The following is a 15,213-nucleotide window of genomic DNA, read 5'->3' on the forward strand; positions in this document are numbered from 1 at the left end:
CTACATTGAACAGTTTTAATAAAACAAGGAATTAAAGTATGAAATTTTTTGCAATCATTTTTTTAGTTTTACTTGGCGGATGCTCATCTAATGCTGCCAAAGAAACACAACCCGAAAAAGCAATGGAAGTTACCACCATCCAAAAGGAATATACCCCCCAGATTTGGTCTGGCCATAAATCATTGAATATATCTGCTGAAAAATGTGCAGAAAAAGGCGTAGCGATCCTTGAGTCGCTGGGCTTCAATCAAGTGGTAAAAAACGGTAACTATATATACGGCAACTACAGCAATAATCGCGCTGCAATTAAATGCGTGTTGGTAGGCGATAAAACCTTCGTTTACGCAGCAGTAGCAGGCCCGCAAGTTAAGATTGTTGAGAAGTTGCGTAACGAAATAGTCTGGCAGTTATAAAAATTTATCTTGCATTAGTAAGTAGCCAGCATGAAACCTAACGAAATGTGGGAGTTTTTATGCAATCCTGTACTCCACTAACCTCCATACAGGCTACGCAAACATCATCAGGAATGATTCATGGGACTCGATGCAGTAGAAACCATACTTTGGGCAGAGAAAGAGTTTGAAATAGATATTCCAGATTCTGATGCAGCTAACATTGTGACCGTCGGGCAATTTTCCGCTTACATTCACAACAAGCTATTAATGAAACAAGGTTTTAAGGCACCGTCAGAAAAGATGGTTTTTGAAAGAGTGAAAACATTTTTGGTAACGCAGTTTGAAATGAAGCCAGAGTGGATAACTCGCGATGCGGAGTTTGTTAAAGACTTAGGAATGAGTTAGGCGTTTTTTTGTTTTACGACTGAAGCCGATACACCAATGTATCGGTTTTTTGTTTTTATACGCCTCGGTTTTATCTTGTCGCAAAATTCATCATAGAAAATCGATTTCTGGCAGCGGTGCTTTTTTGTATCTATCGTTATACGCGTCAGTTTATTTATTCGATGTACTTTCTATTTGTACAAGGAGCGCTTTGATGAAGATACAACACACACTGCTTTACTGTGCCATGCTGGGGATTTTGGCAACCGCCAGTGCGCCCTTGATGGCGGCGAGCGATGCTGAGATCGAACAGCTGCGCAAAGAATTGGCTAATGCGCAGAATGCGATTCGCCAGCTGGAAGCCAAGATTAATCAGATCGAAAAAAATGCGGCGCGTGAACAAGCCAACGCACCGCAAGCCACGACTGAAGCGCTGGTGGTGATTACTGAAGAGAAAACTTCAGAGCCCAATCTGGAAGTTTACGGCTTTGGCATGGTCGATTACGTGCAGGACTTTAACCGCGTTAACCCCGCATGGGACTCCACTCTGCGCCCTTCGCGCATCCCTACCACTGAAGGCCAATTTGGCAGCGATGGCCAAGCGATTTTGAGTGCGCGCCAAAGCCGCTTAGGTGTGAACTACAAGTTACCGCTCGGCAGCGAAACACTGGTCACCAAATTTGAGTTCGATATGTTCGGCGTAGGTTCGGATGAAGGCCAAACCACCATTCGCTTGCGCCACGCTTACGGTGAGTGGGGCGCGTGGCTCGCAGGGCAGACTAACTCGCTGTTTATGGATGTGGATTTATTCCCCAACGTGATCGATTACTGGGGGCCGTCGGGCATGGTGTTTTTGCGCAACCCGCAAATCCGCTGGACGCCAGTTAAAGGCCCGTTCACTTTTGCCGTGGCGATTGAAAACCCCGGTGTCGATGTGGATACCAGCGGCCCCTATTCCGGCTCGGGCATTCAGGGCAATGAAACCTTCCCCGACATTACCAGCCAAGTGCGTTTTAACGAGGATTGGGGGCATATCCAACTCGCCGGGATTTTGCGTCAGCTCGATTATGAAAACCTGAACACTGCTGACAACAAACCTGAAGGCAGCGAAACCGGTTGGGGTCTCGACCTGACTTCTAATATCTACTTTGGCGATGACACATTGCGCTTGGGCGTGGTGTACGGCGAGGGTATTGCCACTTATATGAACGACGGCGGCATGGATATGGGCACCGAGCGCATTTCCAATGAGCCAATGGGCGCAGTGCCGCTAACCGGCGTGGTTGCCTATTACGACCTCAATTGGAATGCCCAATGGAGTACCGCCTTTGGCTACAGCTATACCGAGGTGGATAACGAGCGCTACCAAGCGGGCGATGCCTTCCACAAAGGTGAGTACGCCTCGATCAACCTGCTCTATACGCCATCCACCCCCATCATGATGGGCGTTGAATATCTTTGGGGGCAGCGCACCGATAACGACGGCGATACCGGTGACGACAACCGCCTGCAATTTTCGATGAAATACAGTTTTTCCAGTTTGGACTTTTAATTCATTTGCGGATGCCTGAACGCATCCATAAGGAGATAAGCATGTTACCCACGCTAAAAAAATCCGCCCTGCAGCTAGGCATCGCCTGTGTATTGGGTTTTATGTCATTGGGCGCAGCGGCAGTTGAGCTCAGCAAAGCCAATATCGAAAAGGCGATGAGTGAAGCCTACGCCAAGTACAAAGGTTTGCAGGAGGGTGCCAATGCCGACTACATACCCGCGCTCGCCAAGGTAGATCCCAACATTTATGGCATTGCGGTGGTCACTGCCGATGGCCAGATTTACACCACGGGCGATATCAAATCCGAAGTCTCCATCCAGTCCATCTCCAAAGTATTCACTATGGCGCTGGTGATGGAAGAAGCCAGCCCAGATGCGATTTACAGCAATATGGGCGTGGATGCGACCGGGCAGGTGTTCAACTCCATAGTCGCGATTGAGCAATACAAAGGTGCCGAGATGAACCCGCTGGTGAATGCCGGCGCCATCACCGCCACCAGCATGGTCAAGGGCAACAGCTATAAACAAATCTGGGGCAAGATTATCGGCACCTACGACGAGTTTGCCGGGCGCAAACTCAGTGTGTTGGATGACATCTACAAATCCGAAGCGGCGACCAACCAGCGCAATCAAGCAATTGCATCGCTGATGTCGGCCTATGGCCATATCAAAGGCGACTTTTTGCAAGCAACTGACATCTACACCAAACAGTGTTCGGTCGGCGTGAACGCAAAAGACCTTGCCACTATGGCTGCCACCCTCGCCAACCGCGGCAAAAATCCACTCACCGGCAAGCAAGTGATCAAGGGCGATAACGTGCCGGAGATTCTGGCGATTATGTCTACCGCTGGCCTCTACGACGACTCGGGCAAATGGCTGTACAGAACCGGCTTGCCCGCCAAGAGCGGCGTGGGCGGCGGCATTATCGCGGTCTCGCCCGGCAAGTTTGGCATTGCCGTTATCTCGCCGCCGCTGGATGCAGCCGGTAATAGCGTGCGCGCGCAAAAGGCAATCGAGTACATCTCTAACGCTTTAGGCGGCAACCCTTACGACGTTCCTGCCAAATAACTGCACTCTGGCCTGATGCAGCACAGCATCAGGCCATCTCCGCTCCGCTCTAATCCAACTCCAGCTCTACTTCAAACCCTATTCCAGCTCTCCCCCTATAAGCACCAAATCACCTTGAAAGCCGCGCCAATTGGCGTTCGGGTAATTTATCCGAACGCTTTTCCCTGCCATTCCCATGTTCCAGTTTCACTCGAACGCAAGTGATGCGGTTCGAGTAAGTTTAGTCGGGCGCATGACGTGATCGCTTGGGGCAGGATTGCCCCAACCTTGGATGTAATCGGCTGTCGGCCGCCGGATTCCTCGGTTTTGCATCATCAAAATAAAAGTCATCACAATAAAAAGAGAACCCGCTATGTATTCAAATAACGACAAACAGCAACACAACCAGCTCCACAACCAGCACTACAGCAAACGCAATCCACTTGCGCTCAGCCTGCTTAGCGCCTGCATTATTGGCCTGGTCGCCTGCGGTGGTGGCAAAGGCGAACACGGCGTGCGCGCATCTGATAGTTCGCCCAGCTCGTCATCGGTCACCTCGTCATCGTCTTCATCGGCTGCACCTGTTGCAGCCTGCGCAGAGTCGGATGGCGAAGGTCTGACCATGCTTAAAACCGACGGCAGCAAATGGGTCAAAGCCAGCGGTAATCAGGTTTGCCTCAAAGGTACCAACCTCGGCAACTGGCTGGTGCAGGAATTCTGGATGATGGGCCAAGGCGGCAATGGCGTACACGACCAGTGCACGCTCGAAGCCAAACTCACCGAACGCTTCGGCTACGATGAAAAAGAGCGCTTGATCAAACTCTTCCGCGACAACTGGATCACCGAGCGCGACTTTGATCAGTTACAGGAATTCGGCTTTAACGTGATCCGCCTGCCGATTTTGTGGAGCGTGATCGAAGACGAAAAGAACCCGCGCACCCTGCGCGAAGATGCTTGGCACTACTTGGATTGGGCTATCGCTGAAGCCAAAAAACGCGACATTTATGTGATCCTCGATTTGCACGGCGCGCTCGGCGGCCAAACGCCTAATGATCACACCGGCTGCTCTGGCCAGAATCAGTACTGGACTAACACTGAGTACCAAGATCGCACCAAATGGCTGTGGGAACAGATCGCCACCAAATATAAAGATGAACCCGCCGTTGCCGCTTACGACCCGCTCAATGAACCTTGGGGTTCAACCGCGGAAGACATGGCCGAGCGCGTGACCGAACTCTACGAGACGATTCGCACCATCGACGACAAACACATCATCATGCTGCCCAGCCACTACGGCAGTATTGATGCCTATGGCGACCCGGCCGAACAGGGCATGACCAACGTCGCCTTTGAACTCCACCCCTACCCCGGCCTGTTTGGCGATAGACCTAACGACAGCCACTACGACATTCACCGCGACTGGCTCAAGTGCGGCCAAACCGGCACCGCTGGGGTATGCGATTGGAATACCCGCCTGACTGAACTGGCCACTCCCATGTTGATGGGTGAATTCCAGCCTTGGCAGGGTGCGGGCGCAGGTGAAAACGACTTGGGCGGCAAAATCGGCGGGGCGACCTACGATATTTTCGCCTCCTACGGTTGGGCATCGACCAGTTGGGCATACAAGCTGGTGACAGTTGCGGGCGGCCAAGGGCAAGGCACTTGGGGCATGGTGACTAACGAGATCAATACCAGTCTGGACACGGGTGTCGGCCTGATCACCAAAGCCAGTACCTGGGATTGCAACAACTGGGACTCCAGCTTTGCCGACGCCTGCGCGAAGAAAGCCGGCACCATCACTGCCGGTGGTACGGGCGATAAAACCTACTATCTGGTGATCAAAACCGGTGCCAACGGCGGCGCTAATCCGGATGTCACCTTCGATAGCATCAGCCTGAAAAACACCGCTACCGATGCAGAACTGCTGACCAACGGCAACTTTGGCGCAAGTGGCGGCTGGTCGGAGCTGACCATCAGCGGCGCGCTCGATTTCAACTACAACAGTACCGATGCAGCTAAAGCGCCTACAGGTAGCGAGGGCGCAATACTGCACATCACCCGTCCAACTGGCGTAGAAGGTGAAATCAACGGCGCGCTCTACCAGCAAGTTACCCTCACCGGCGGCCAGACCTACAGCTTCAGTGGTGTGTTTAAAGGCAATGGCAGCGTAAATACTTGGGCGGAGATCTACCTGATCGAAGACATGCCTGTGGCCGGTAAAGATGTAGTGGATAACGCCGGTAAGGTGGACTTTGCCAGCGCGCCGATCGAAGACATCGAAGCCCTGTTCAGCAGCTATGGCGAAGTGGGCTATGACGTAAATGCTGGCTTGGCCAAGTGGCTGGTGACGGATGAGCGCAACGATGTATTCGACTATCCCGAGCGCCCGACCAATCTGGTACTGACCCAAACCGGCAACAGTGCTGCATTGACCTGGGCTGCGGTAGCGGGCGAAGGCATCACCTACAACGTCTACCGTTCCAATCTCGCCGGTAACAAAGGTGAACTCATCGCAGAGGACTTGACGGTACTCACCTTCACCGATTCCGGTTTAAGCGAAGAGGAAACCTACTACTACTCGGTTGCCGCCAAAAACAGCATCGCCGAAGGCTACACCAGCGAGCAGGCCAACACTCCCCTGCTGTATGTGCCTGTGCCCGCCAAAATCGAAGCGGAAAAGTTCACTGCCATGAGCGGCGTGCAGACTGAAAACAGCGGCGATAGCGGCGGCGGTTTGAATGTCGGCCACTTTGAAGCGGGCGATTTTGTCGAGTTCAAAATCAAGGTCGAAACCGCAGGCGACTACAGCATCGATTATCGCCTCGCCAGTCAAACCGGCAGCAGCGGTTTTGAAGTGCTGATAGATGACCTGGTGGTCGACACCCAAACTCTGGACGCCACCGGTGGCTGGCAAACCTACATCACCAAAACCAGCGCCAGTTTTGCATTGACCGAAGGCAACCACACGCTGCGCTTCCGCTCAATTGGCAAAGAGTGGAATTTCAACTGGTTTGAAGTGAAAAAGCTGTAACCGCACAAGCTAAAAAACTGCACCGGGCAACACGCCCGGTGCGGTATCGATTTACCTGATCGCTCATCCAAACTAGAGAACTCACTATGAATAAACACGTTAAAAAATTGGTCATCGCCCTCGCCTTGGCGAGTCCCGCATTGGGAGCCTATGCCGCGGACAGCAGCAACAAAACCCTGAGTGTTTACACCACCGCAAAAGACACCAATCAAAAACTGAGCCTCGGTGAAAAACTCAGTTTTAAAGCGGCACAGCAAAATCCGGAGACGGACGTTGCGATTTACGTTAACCCAAACAATACCTATCAAACCTTTTTGGGATTTGGCGGTGCAGTGACCGATGCGAGCGCTGAGACCTACGCCAAGCTCAGCAGCAAAAAACAAAAAGAATTTATTAAGGCCTATTACGATAAAAAAGATGGCATCGGCTACAGCCTGTTGCGCACCACTATTCACAGCTCCGACTTTGCCAGCGGCAGTCACACTTACATCGACGAAGGCGATAAAGAATTAAAAACCTTCAACATCAAACACGATCAAAAATATCGCATCCCTTTGATCAAACAAGTGATCAAAGCAGCGGGCGGAAAAATCACTACCTACGCCAGCCCCTGGAGCGCGCCAGCGTTTATGAAAGACACCAACAACATGTTGCAAGGCGGAAAATTACTGCCCGAATACAACCACGCTTGGGCGCTGTACTACACCAAGTTCATCAAGGCTTACGAAAAAGAAGGCATCCCGATTTGGGGGATCACTATTCAAAACGAACCTATGGCCAAACAGACCTGGGAATCGATGATTTACACCGCCGATGAAGAGCGCGATTTCCTCAAAAATCATCTCGGCCCGGTAATGCAACAAGAAGGCTTGGGCGATAAAAAAATTATTGTCTGGGATCACAACCGCGATCTGATCACTCATCGCGTCAACACCATCATGGCCGACCCGGAAGCGGCAAAATATGTATGGGGCGTGGGCTTCCACTGGTACGAAACCTGGGCGGGCGGCAAGCCGATGTACGGCAACGTAGCCGAAGTTCACAACGCCTACCCAAACCTGAATTTACTGGTGACTGAAGCTACCGTAGAAAAATTTGATGCTGCGCGTTTCCACTACTGGCCAAACGCCGAGCGCTACGGCGACTCGATCATTAACGATTTCAATTCAGGCGCAGTGGCCTGGACTGACTGGAACATTCTGCTCGACAACAAAGGCGGCCCCAACCACGTAGGCAATTTCTGCTTTGCACCAATCCACGAAAACAATGGCGAGTTGATCTACACCCCGACCTACTACTACATAGGTCACTTCTCCAAATTTATCCGCCCGGATGCCAAACGCGTCAGCGCCGTACCCAGCCGCAGTGTGTTGCAAACCACCTCATGGTTAAACGCCGACAACAGTCTCATCACCGTCGTCATGAACAGCGGCGACAGCGCAGTTGACTACCGCTTATACATCGGCGATAAAGAGACCCGCGTGAGTATTCCTGCTCACGCGATGCAGACATTGGTGTACTGATACGTCTATCGATCACCCTTGTTTGAAAAAATCAGGAATGCTATTCGGTCATTACTAAAAACAAAAACCCGCTTCGGCGGGTTTTTTATTGGCGTTTTTATTGAAGGTTTTTTATTAAAGGAAAGGATTTAATGCTCTTGGCTAATGCCCAATAAAAACAGGGTGTCGTTACTGAAGTCTTGCTCGTGTGGCCACTCAATCGCACCTGAAACTACTTTTACTTGTTTGAAGTAGCTGCTGTCTTTTAATTCGCGAAAGACACCTTTTTCCAGATAAGGAGCCACATCAAAAATTTTTAAATCCCCATTGGTAAACAGCAGCTTGAGTTTGTAGTTATCCAAAGGCTCTACACTTTTTACAAAAGGGTTCATTTGATTACCTAGCGCAAGGGATCAATTTTAAATACGGGTTCGCCATTTAACGCCAATGCCCAATCAGCCATGAGTTCATCTTTGTGAATCTCAATCCAAGCAGTGACTAATTTAGCTTTGTTATTGGGCAGATTTCCTGCGATCACTTTTCCCGAAGGTATAGCAATTACCGCCCTGTGATCCTGATATTCAACATGGATATGCGGCATATCATGTTGCTGATTATCAAAATAATACATACGGATGATTAAGCCATAAAACATGGAAATCGTAGGCATAGAGTTTCTTCCTTGAGTGCGTGAGGCACTGATTATAGCCGCCCTTAACAAAAAATAATCCCCATGCGCTGTTAGCGAACACTATTGGCTGGCACACTTCGCAGGGTTTTATCCACTTATAACAAAGGAATTCTGAGATGAAAAAAATCGCCCTCTTGGCGGCGGCCGTGCTGTTACATGGCTGCACCACTGCAGACACTATTATCGCTACCGATAGCCTGCCCAAAGCCGATAAAGAAAAGCTGGCTGCTGTTACCCAAGCGCTGCCGGCGGAACATCAAGCGCGTTATCTGGCGCGCCATCCGGTGGAAACGCTTTCATTCTTCGGCATTAAACCGGGCGATACGATCATTGAAGCGCTGCCAGGTGAAGGCTGGTACTCCAAAATCCTGCTTCCCTATATCGGTGATGGCGGCCGTGTGATTGGCGTGGACTACAACTTTGATATGTGGCCAAAGTTTGGCGCTTGGGGTGCAGACCCGAAATTTTTAGCCGAGCGCAAAGCCTGGACTGCACAATGGCCAAAAGATGCCAAAAACTGGGGCGCTGAAGATGGCACCGAAATTGAGGCTTACACCTTTGGCACCCTGCCTGAGAATTTGACCGAAGAAGTCGATGCAGTGTTATTTATCCGCGCCCTGCACAATCTCAAGCGTTTTGATGCCGAAGGCGGCTACCTGAAACAAGCGCTGGCCGAAACCCATCGCGTATTAAAACCGGGCGGTATTGTCGGCATAGTTCAGCATGCAATGGCCGAAGACAAACCCGATGCCTGGGCGGACGGCAGCCGCGGTTATTTGAAACGCTCGGCGATCATCAGCTTTATGACCGACGCCGGATTTGAGTTTGTGGGCGAAAGCGATATCAACAAAAACCCCAAAGATGATCCGCAAGCGGGCGATAACGTTTGGCGCTTGCCACCAAGCCTGAGTGGCACCGATGCGCAAAAAGCCGTAAACAGCAAAATCGGCGAATCCAACCGCGTGACACTGGTGTTTAGAAAGCCTAAGTAATCACTCACAAGATCGTGATTCACCCTTCGCAGCTTGGCTGGAACGCCAGCCAAGCTGCGCTCTCAAGTCCCCAGCACTTCCGGTTTCAAATTTCAAAGTTCACCTTTCGGTTTCGGCTTTTAATTTCCCGTTTTGAGCACTGGCACACTATCGCAGGCGCCAGTTGTCTTGTTATTGCAGCGATTTCAGTCTTACCATGTAACCGATTACAAATCTCCAGGCTCACATCTGATAATAACGATTAGCGCTGATCTCCAGACAGCCACATAAACATCAGCAGAGCGTCGCGAGCGAGTAATCACCCGGCAGACATGCAGTCGCCAAACCTCCAACAATAACCCTTTAATTGCAGCACTTTTGCCTGCAAGGGCCTCATGCTGCCCAAGGAAAACCACTATGAAACAGCTAACCAAATCACTAGTGTCAAAAACCGCTCTGGCACTGGCAACCTCGGCCATGATGGCGCCGGCATTTGCCGGTTGGTCGGTCAGTGGCACCCAGATCCTCGACCCCAATGGCAATAACTTTGTATTTCGCGGGGTCAATCATGCCCACAGTTGGTACACCAGCCGCCTGAATCAATCCATGCAGGATATAGCCGCGACCGGCGCCAACTCGGTACGTGTTGTGTTGAGCAATGGCACCCAGTGGACGCGCAATAACGGCGCCGATGTCACCAACGTGATCAACCAATGTAAGGCCAACAAGCTGGTGTGTGTGCTCGAAGTACACGACTCTACCGGTTACGGCGAAAGCGCCGCCGCGACGCATATCAGTAAGGCGACCGAATATTGGCTGAGCAGCGATATCAAAGCCGCCATCACCGGGCAGGAAGATTATGTGATCGTGAATATCGCCAATGAACCCTTCGGCAATAGCACCTCGGCGTCCACTTACACCAGCGACACAATCACCGCCATTAAAGCCCTGCGCAGCGGTGGTTTGACTCATCAATTAATGGTGGATGCAGCCAATTGGGGGCAAGATTGGAAAAATGCCATGCGCGATAACGCTACCAGCATTTTTGCGGCCGATAGCCTCAAAAACACCGTATTTTCCGTGCATATGTACGAGGTTTACGGCAATGCGAGCATTGTGCAGAGCTACCTGAGCAGCTTCCAAAATAAAGGATTGCCGATTGTAGTGGGTGAGTTTGGCGCTGATCACGGCGGTAGCAATGTGGCCGAAGAGGCGATTTTGCAGTACGCGCAGGATATGGGCATCGGCTATCTCGGCTGGAGCTGGTCGGGCAATGGCAGCTGCTGCACCTCGCTCGATATAGTCAACAACTGGAACGCGGCATCGCTCAGTACTTGGGGCAATTACTTGATCAACAGCACTAACGGGATCAAGGCAACATCCAAACTAGCAACGCATTTTGGCGGCAACCAAAGCTCATCCAACAGTTCTTCTGTTGCTTCATCGACGTCTAGCTCATCCGCGCTCAGTTCATCGAGTGTCGCATCGAGCCAAGTATCAAGCAGCTCCTCTTCACCCAGTTCAGGCAGCAGCTGTAACTGGTACGGCAACCGCTACCCGATCTGCGTCACCAGCGACAGCGGCTGGGGTTGGGAGAACGCGCAAAGCTGCGTGGGTCGCACCAGCTGCGCGTCATTGCCTGCCCCTTGGGGGATTGAGGGTGACGCGAGCAGCGCGGCATCCAACATGAGCGTGGCATCAAGCTCCCGCTCAAGCAGCTCGGTTGCTTCAAGTGTTGTGTCCTCGCCTGCAAGTTCAGTCGCCTCCAGCACTGCGAGTGGCGGCTTGAGTTGTAGCTATGTGATAAGTAATTCCTGGGGATCAGGCTTTACCGGCGCGATTCGCATCACCAACACCGGAACCAGTACCAAATCAGGCTGGACAGCAAATTGGCGTTATTCCGGCAGCAACCGCATTACCAGCTCATGGAATGCAACCTTGAGCGGCAGCAATCCCTACAGCGCAACCGGTGCAGGCTGGAACAACAACATAAGCGCGGGGCAAACCGTGGAATTTGGCATTCAGGGCAACACCAATGGCGGCAGCGTAGAAACGCCAACAGTGACTTGTAACTGACGATGATGTAAATCCATCGTGCATAAAAAAGCCGCCGCTTTTATCTCTAAAAGCGGCGGCTTTCTTCGATCGACGATGCAGGAATATCACAACATTTTAAGCAGCTCTTTCACATCGCCCACGTGGCGGCGACTGATGGTCGGGCGCAACTCTATATCGGCCAAGCGAAGTTGATACTGTCCCTGCGCATTTCTCTCCAGCGCTTCAATATGCTTAACCGCCACCAGCGAATTGCGATGCACGCGCACAAAACGCGCGCCGAATTCTTCTTCCAATTCTTTCAGGGTTTCATCCAATAAATGTTCACCAGTGCGATGGAAAACGGTGACGTATTTTTGATCAGCGAGGAAGTAGCGAACATCATCAAGCGCAATTAATTCCACACCGCGCCGGGTTTTGGCGGCGATATGGGTGCGCTGGTTTTCGGCTTTGGGCACGGTAGTTTTTTGCGCGGCCACGCGCTGGATTTTGTTGAGTTTGCTCGCCTTATCCAACACCTGTAACAACTGCTCGGCCTTCACCGGTTTGAGCAGATAACCCACGGCATTAGTGCCAAACGCATCCAGTGCGTATTGATCAAACGCGGTGCAGAAAATTACCGCCGGCGCATCTTCCAGTTCAGCAATATCCTGCGCGAGACTCAAGCCATCGCGGCCGGGCATACGAATATCCAGCAGCACTATATCCGGGTCGTTTTGGGTGATGGACACCAATGCGTCTTCGGCGTTGTCGGCCTCGGCGATCACGCGAAAACCGTCGATTTTTTCCACCATGCGCACCAATCGCTGCCGTGCGAGGGGTTCGTCATCAACGATCAAAATGTCCATGCTGGTGCTCTCTTCTTATGCTGGGCGATTACAGGGTTAAAGGGCAAAAAATGTAAGTGGTATATATGCCATTTTCCGCACTGCTGGACAGGCGCGCGGCAGTGCCAAAGTGTGCAGTCAGACGGCGGCGAATGTTATCCAGCGCCATGCGATTGTGGCGCTGCCCGTGATCATCGGCGGGCGATTTGCGCTTCACCAACAGGTAAGGATTGCTGATCACTATGCCCAGCTGCTTATCATTCTGGGACACACGAATGGTAATTTTGCCGCCCTTGGGCAGCGGTTCTATGCCGTGGAAAATCGCGTTTTCCACCAGTGGCTGCAACATCAAACTGGGGATTTTCACCTGCGGATTGCCGCTGTTGATCTGCCAATCCACCTGCAAACGACGCCCTAATCGCAACTGTTCTATATCCAGATAGTGTTTACACAGCGCCAGCTCACGTTCCAGCGGAATCAAAGTCGGCTCGGCGAGACTGGCGCGGAACAACTCCGATAAATCCTCAATCACCCGCTCGGCGGTATCCGGCTCAGTGGCGATAAGGCTCGCGATGGAATTCATGCTATTAAATAAAAAGTGCGGGCGAATGCGCGATTGCAGCGCTTGAATCCGCGCCTGCATCTCCGCCTGCTGCTGGTTGCGCAACTGCTGTTGCAGATACAAATAGCGCAGCAAAATGCCCGATAGAATCGCGGCGATAACCATATTGTTCAGCAGTAACCAGCCATCCAACGCGAAGGGATGTTCATCCTGAAAGGCCAAATCGCTGGTGCCATAAATAACCACCTGCCCCGCAAGGCACAACACCAAAGCGATGCCCAACACCAGCGCGTAAGCGACTGCGCCAGCGCGCGCATGCTCCTGTCGCCCCAGCCAAAAACGCAGGCGACATAGGGCGATAGCGCTGAAGACGACGATCCACTGCACCTGCACTGAGATCATCGCCAGCTTGTCCCAGCTGAAATGTTGCAGGCCAGATGAGGCCGCAATCGTCAGCAACAGCGCCAACAATTCCGCCACCAACACCAGAAGAAAGACCGATTGGCTGCTGCACAAATCCGGTAAAAAAGGCGCAACTGGCTCCGCCTGCGGCGAGCGTGGCGGCATTAGCTTGTTGGTGGTTTCTGTCTCTGGTGCAGTCATGACAAGAGCGGCATCCGTTAGTAGGTCTTTTAAACAGGCATTGAGCTATAATGCGCGGCCCCGGCACTCGCGAATTAGCGTCATCAGGCGCCACTATGGCTGCCAAGGTGAATCTTAGCCTAAACGCGCCCGTCGCCTCCTTCATTCTTTCAAGATTGTGGACACATGCTCATGAGCCAAAACGATCAGCCAATCAAACCCTGGGGCGGCCGCTTCAGTGAAGCCACCGATGCCTTCGTCGAGCGTTTTACCGCCTCTATCGGTTTTGATTACCGCCTCTACCATCACGACATTAATGGCTCCATCGCCCATGCCACTATGCTGGCGAAAGTTGGCGTATTGACCGAAGCCGAGCGCGACCAAATTATTACTGGTCTGGAAGAGATACGCGCCGAAATCGTGGCCGGTAAATTTACCTGGTCGGTTAGCCTTGAAGATGTGCACATGAACATCGAAGCGCTGCTGACCCAGCGCATTGGCATCACCGGTAAAAAACTGCATACCGGCCGCTCGCGTAACGATCAGGTGGCGACCGATATTCGCTTGTATATGCGCGACGAAATCGATGCTATCGCCAAAGAGCTGACTCGTCTGCAACAAGGCATGCTGCAATTGGCCGAAGCCAATACCGATACCATCATGCCCGGCTTTACCCATTTGCAGACCGCCCAACCAGTGACCTTTGGTCATCACATTCTGGCCTGGTTTGAAATGCTGCAGCGCGATTACAGCCGTTTGCTGGACTGCCGCAAGCGCATGAACTATTTGCCATTGGGCGCCGCCGCTTTGGCTGGTACGACCTACCCAATCGACCGCGCCTACACCGCACAACTGCTCGGCTTTGAAGCGCCGACCGAGAACTCGCTCGATTCCGTAAGCGACCGCGACTTCGCCATCGAATTCTGCGCCTTCGCCAGTATCCTGCTCACGCACATGTCGCGCATGAGCGAAGAGCTGGTGCTTTGGACTTCATCGCAGTTCAAGTTCATCGACCTGCCCGACCGCTTCTGTACCGGCTCATCGATCATGCCGCAGAAGAAAAACCCCGACGTGCCCGAACTGGTGCGCGGTAAAACCGGTCGTGTGAACGGTCATTTGATTGCCCTGCTGACGCTGATGAAATCCCAGCCACTGGCTTACAACAAAGACAATCAGGAAGACAAAGAGCCGGTATTTGATGCCATCGATACAGTAAAAGATTGTCTGCGTGCGTTTGCGGATATGGTACCGGCGATTCAACCGCGCAAAGCGGAGCTTTACGAAGCGGCCAAGCGCGGTTTCTCTACCGCAACTGACTTGGCGGATTATCTGGTGCGCAAAGGCGTTCCATTCCGCGATGCACATGAAATCGTGGGTAAGTCAGTGGCCTACGGCGTAGAGACCAACAAAGATCTGTCGGAGATGACGCTGGAAGAACTGCAGCAGTTCTCCACCGTGATCGAAGCCAACGTATTTGAAGTACTGACGCTGGAAGGTTCAGTGGCGGCGCGCAACCATATCGGCGGCACCGCGCCTGTACAGGTGAAAGCCGCAGTTGAGCGCGCCAAGGCGAGCATCGCCAGCCGTTAATCGATCTTTTCTGCACGCACAAAAA

The 15,213-nt window shown here is 52.1% G+C and carries 13 protein-coding genes; 9 read left to right on the forward strand and 4 right to left on the reverse strand.

What is annotated here, in order from left to right; translation table 11 throughout:
- The first annotated feature begins 38 nt into the window (after positions 1-38).
- From SPL68_RS00825 to SPL68_RS00850, 6 genes are all read left to right on the forward strand, one after another.
- Positions 39-413, forward strand: a complete 375-nt coding sequence (locus tag SPL68_RS00825; RefSeq protein ID WP_323813166.1) for a hypothetical protein — start codon at positions 39-41, stop codon at positions 411-413.
- 120 nt (positions 414-533) lie between these two features.
- Positions 534-800 (forward strand): acyl carrier protein, encoded by a 267-nt coding sequence (locus tag SPL68_RS00830; RefSeq protein WP_323813167.1) that lies wholly within the window; start codon positions 534-536, stop codon positions 798-800.
- Positions 801-993: 193 nt separating this feature from the next.
- Positions 994-2,331, forward strand: coding sequence for a DcaP family trimeric outer membrane transporter (locus tag SPL68_RS00835; RefSeq protein ID WP_323813168.1), 1,338 nt, complete (start codon positions 994-996; stop codon positions 2,329-2,331).
- 41 nt (positions 2,332-2,372) lie between these two features.
- Positions 2,373-3,398, forward strand: a complete 1,026-nt coding sequence (gene glsA, locus SPL68_RS00840) for a glutaminase A (RefSeq protein ID WP_323813169.1) — start codon at positions 2,373-2,375, stop codon at positions 3,396-3,398.
- 352 nt (positions 3,399-3,750) lie between these two features.
- A complete protein-coding gene (locus SPL68_RS00845) occupies positions 3,751-6,408 on the forward strand; it encodes a cellulase family glycosylhydrolase (RefSeq protein ID WP_323813170.1) in 2,658 nt (885 codons plus the stop codon).
- 86 nt (positions 6,409-6,494) lie between these two features.
- The gene (locus tag SPL68_RS00850) at positions 6,495-7,931 is read left to right on the forward strand and encodes a glycoside hydrolase family 30 protein (RefSeq protein ID WP_323813171.1); all 1,437 of its coding nucleotides are present in this window, start codon (positions 6,495-6,497) and stop codon (positions 7,929-7,931) included.
- Positions 7,932-8,059: 128 nt separating this feature from the next.
- Here SPL68_RS00850 and SPL68_RS00855 read toward each other — a convergent pair whose 3' ends face one another.
- Together SPL68_RS00855 and dhiT are read right to left on the reverse strand one after the other, a co-directional pair.
- On the reverse strand, positions 8,060-8,302 hold the full coding sequence (locus SPL68_RS00855; protein ID WP_323813172.1) for a DUF2442 domain-containing protein: 243 nt from the start codon (positions 8,300-8,302) through the stop codon (positions 8,060-8,062).
- A gap of 8 nt (positions 8,303-8,310) precedes the next feature.
- Positions 8,311-8,580: a type II toxin-antitoxin system toxin DhiT gene (gene dhiT, locus SPL68_RS00860; protein ID WP_323813173.1), complete on the reverse strand. Its 270-nt coding sequence runs from the start codon at positions 8,578-8,580 to the stop codon at positions 8,311-8,313.
- A gap of 137 nt (positions 8,581-8,717) precedes the next feature.
- Here dhiT and SPL68_RS00865 point away from each other — a divergent pair, with 137 nt between their 5' ends.
- Positions 8,718-9,593, forward strand: a complete 876-nt coding sequence (locus tag SPL68_RS00865; protein ID WP_323813174.1) for a class I SAM-dependent methyltransferase — start codon at positions 8,718-8,720, stop codon at positions 9,591-9,593.
- A 396-nt stretch (positions 9,594-9,989) separates the two neighbouring features.
- Positions 9,990-11,648 (forward strand): cellulase family glycosylhydrolase, encoded by a 1,659-nt coding sequence (locus tag SPL68_RS00870; protein ID WP_323813175.1) that lies wholly within the window; start codon positions 9,990-9,992, stop codon positions 11,646-11,648.
- Positions 11,649-11,734: 86 nt separating this feature from the next.
- Here the strand turns inward: SPL68_RS00870 and SPL68_RS00875 are convergent, their stop codons facing one another.
- Entirely contained in the window at positions 11,735-12,475 is a 741-nt protein-coding gene (locus tag SPL68_RS00875; protein WP_323813176.1) for a LytR/AlgR family response regulator transcription factor, read from the reverse strand.
- Between the two features lie 28 nt (positions 12,476-12,503).
- Positions 12,504-13,619: a sensor histidine kinase gene (locus SPL68_RS00880; RefSeq protein WP_323813177.1), complete on the reverse strand. Its 1,116-nt coding sequence runs from the start codon at positions 13,617-13,619 to the stop codon at positions 12,504-12,506.
- A 171-nt stretch (positions 13,620-13,790) separates the two neighbouring features.
- Between SPL68_RS00880 and argH the strand changes: the two genes are divergently transcribed.
- Positions 13,791-15,188: an argininosuccinate lyase gene (argH, locus tag SPL68_RS00885; RefSeq protein ID WP_323813178.1), complete on the forward strand. Its 1,398-nt coding sequence runs from the start codon at positions 13,791-13,793 to the stop codon at positions 15,186-15,188.
- The last annotated feature ends 25 nt before the right edge of the window (positions 15,189-15,213 follow it).

The sequence above is a fragment of the Cellvibrio chitinivorans genome, from assembly GCF_035117775.1.
Taxonomy (GTDB): domain Bacteria; phylum Pseudomonadota; class Gammaproteobacteria; order Pseudomonadales; family Cellvibrionaceae; genus Cellvibrio; species Cellvibrio chitinivorans.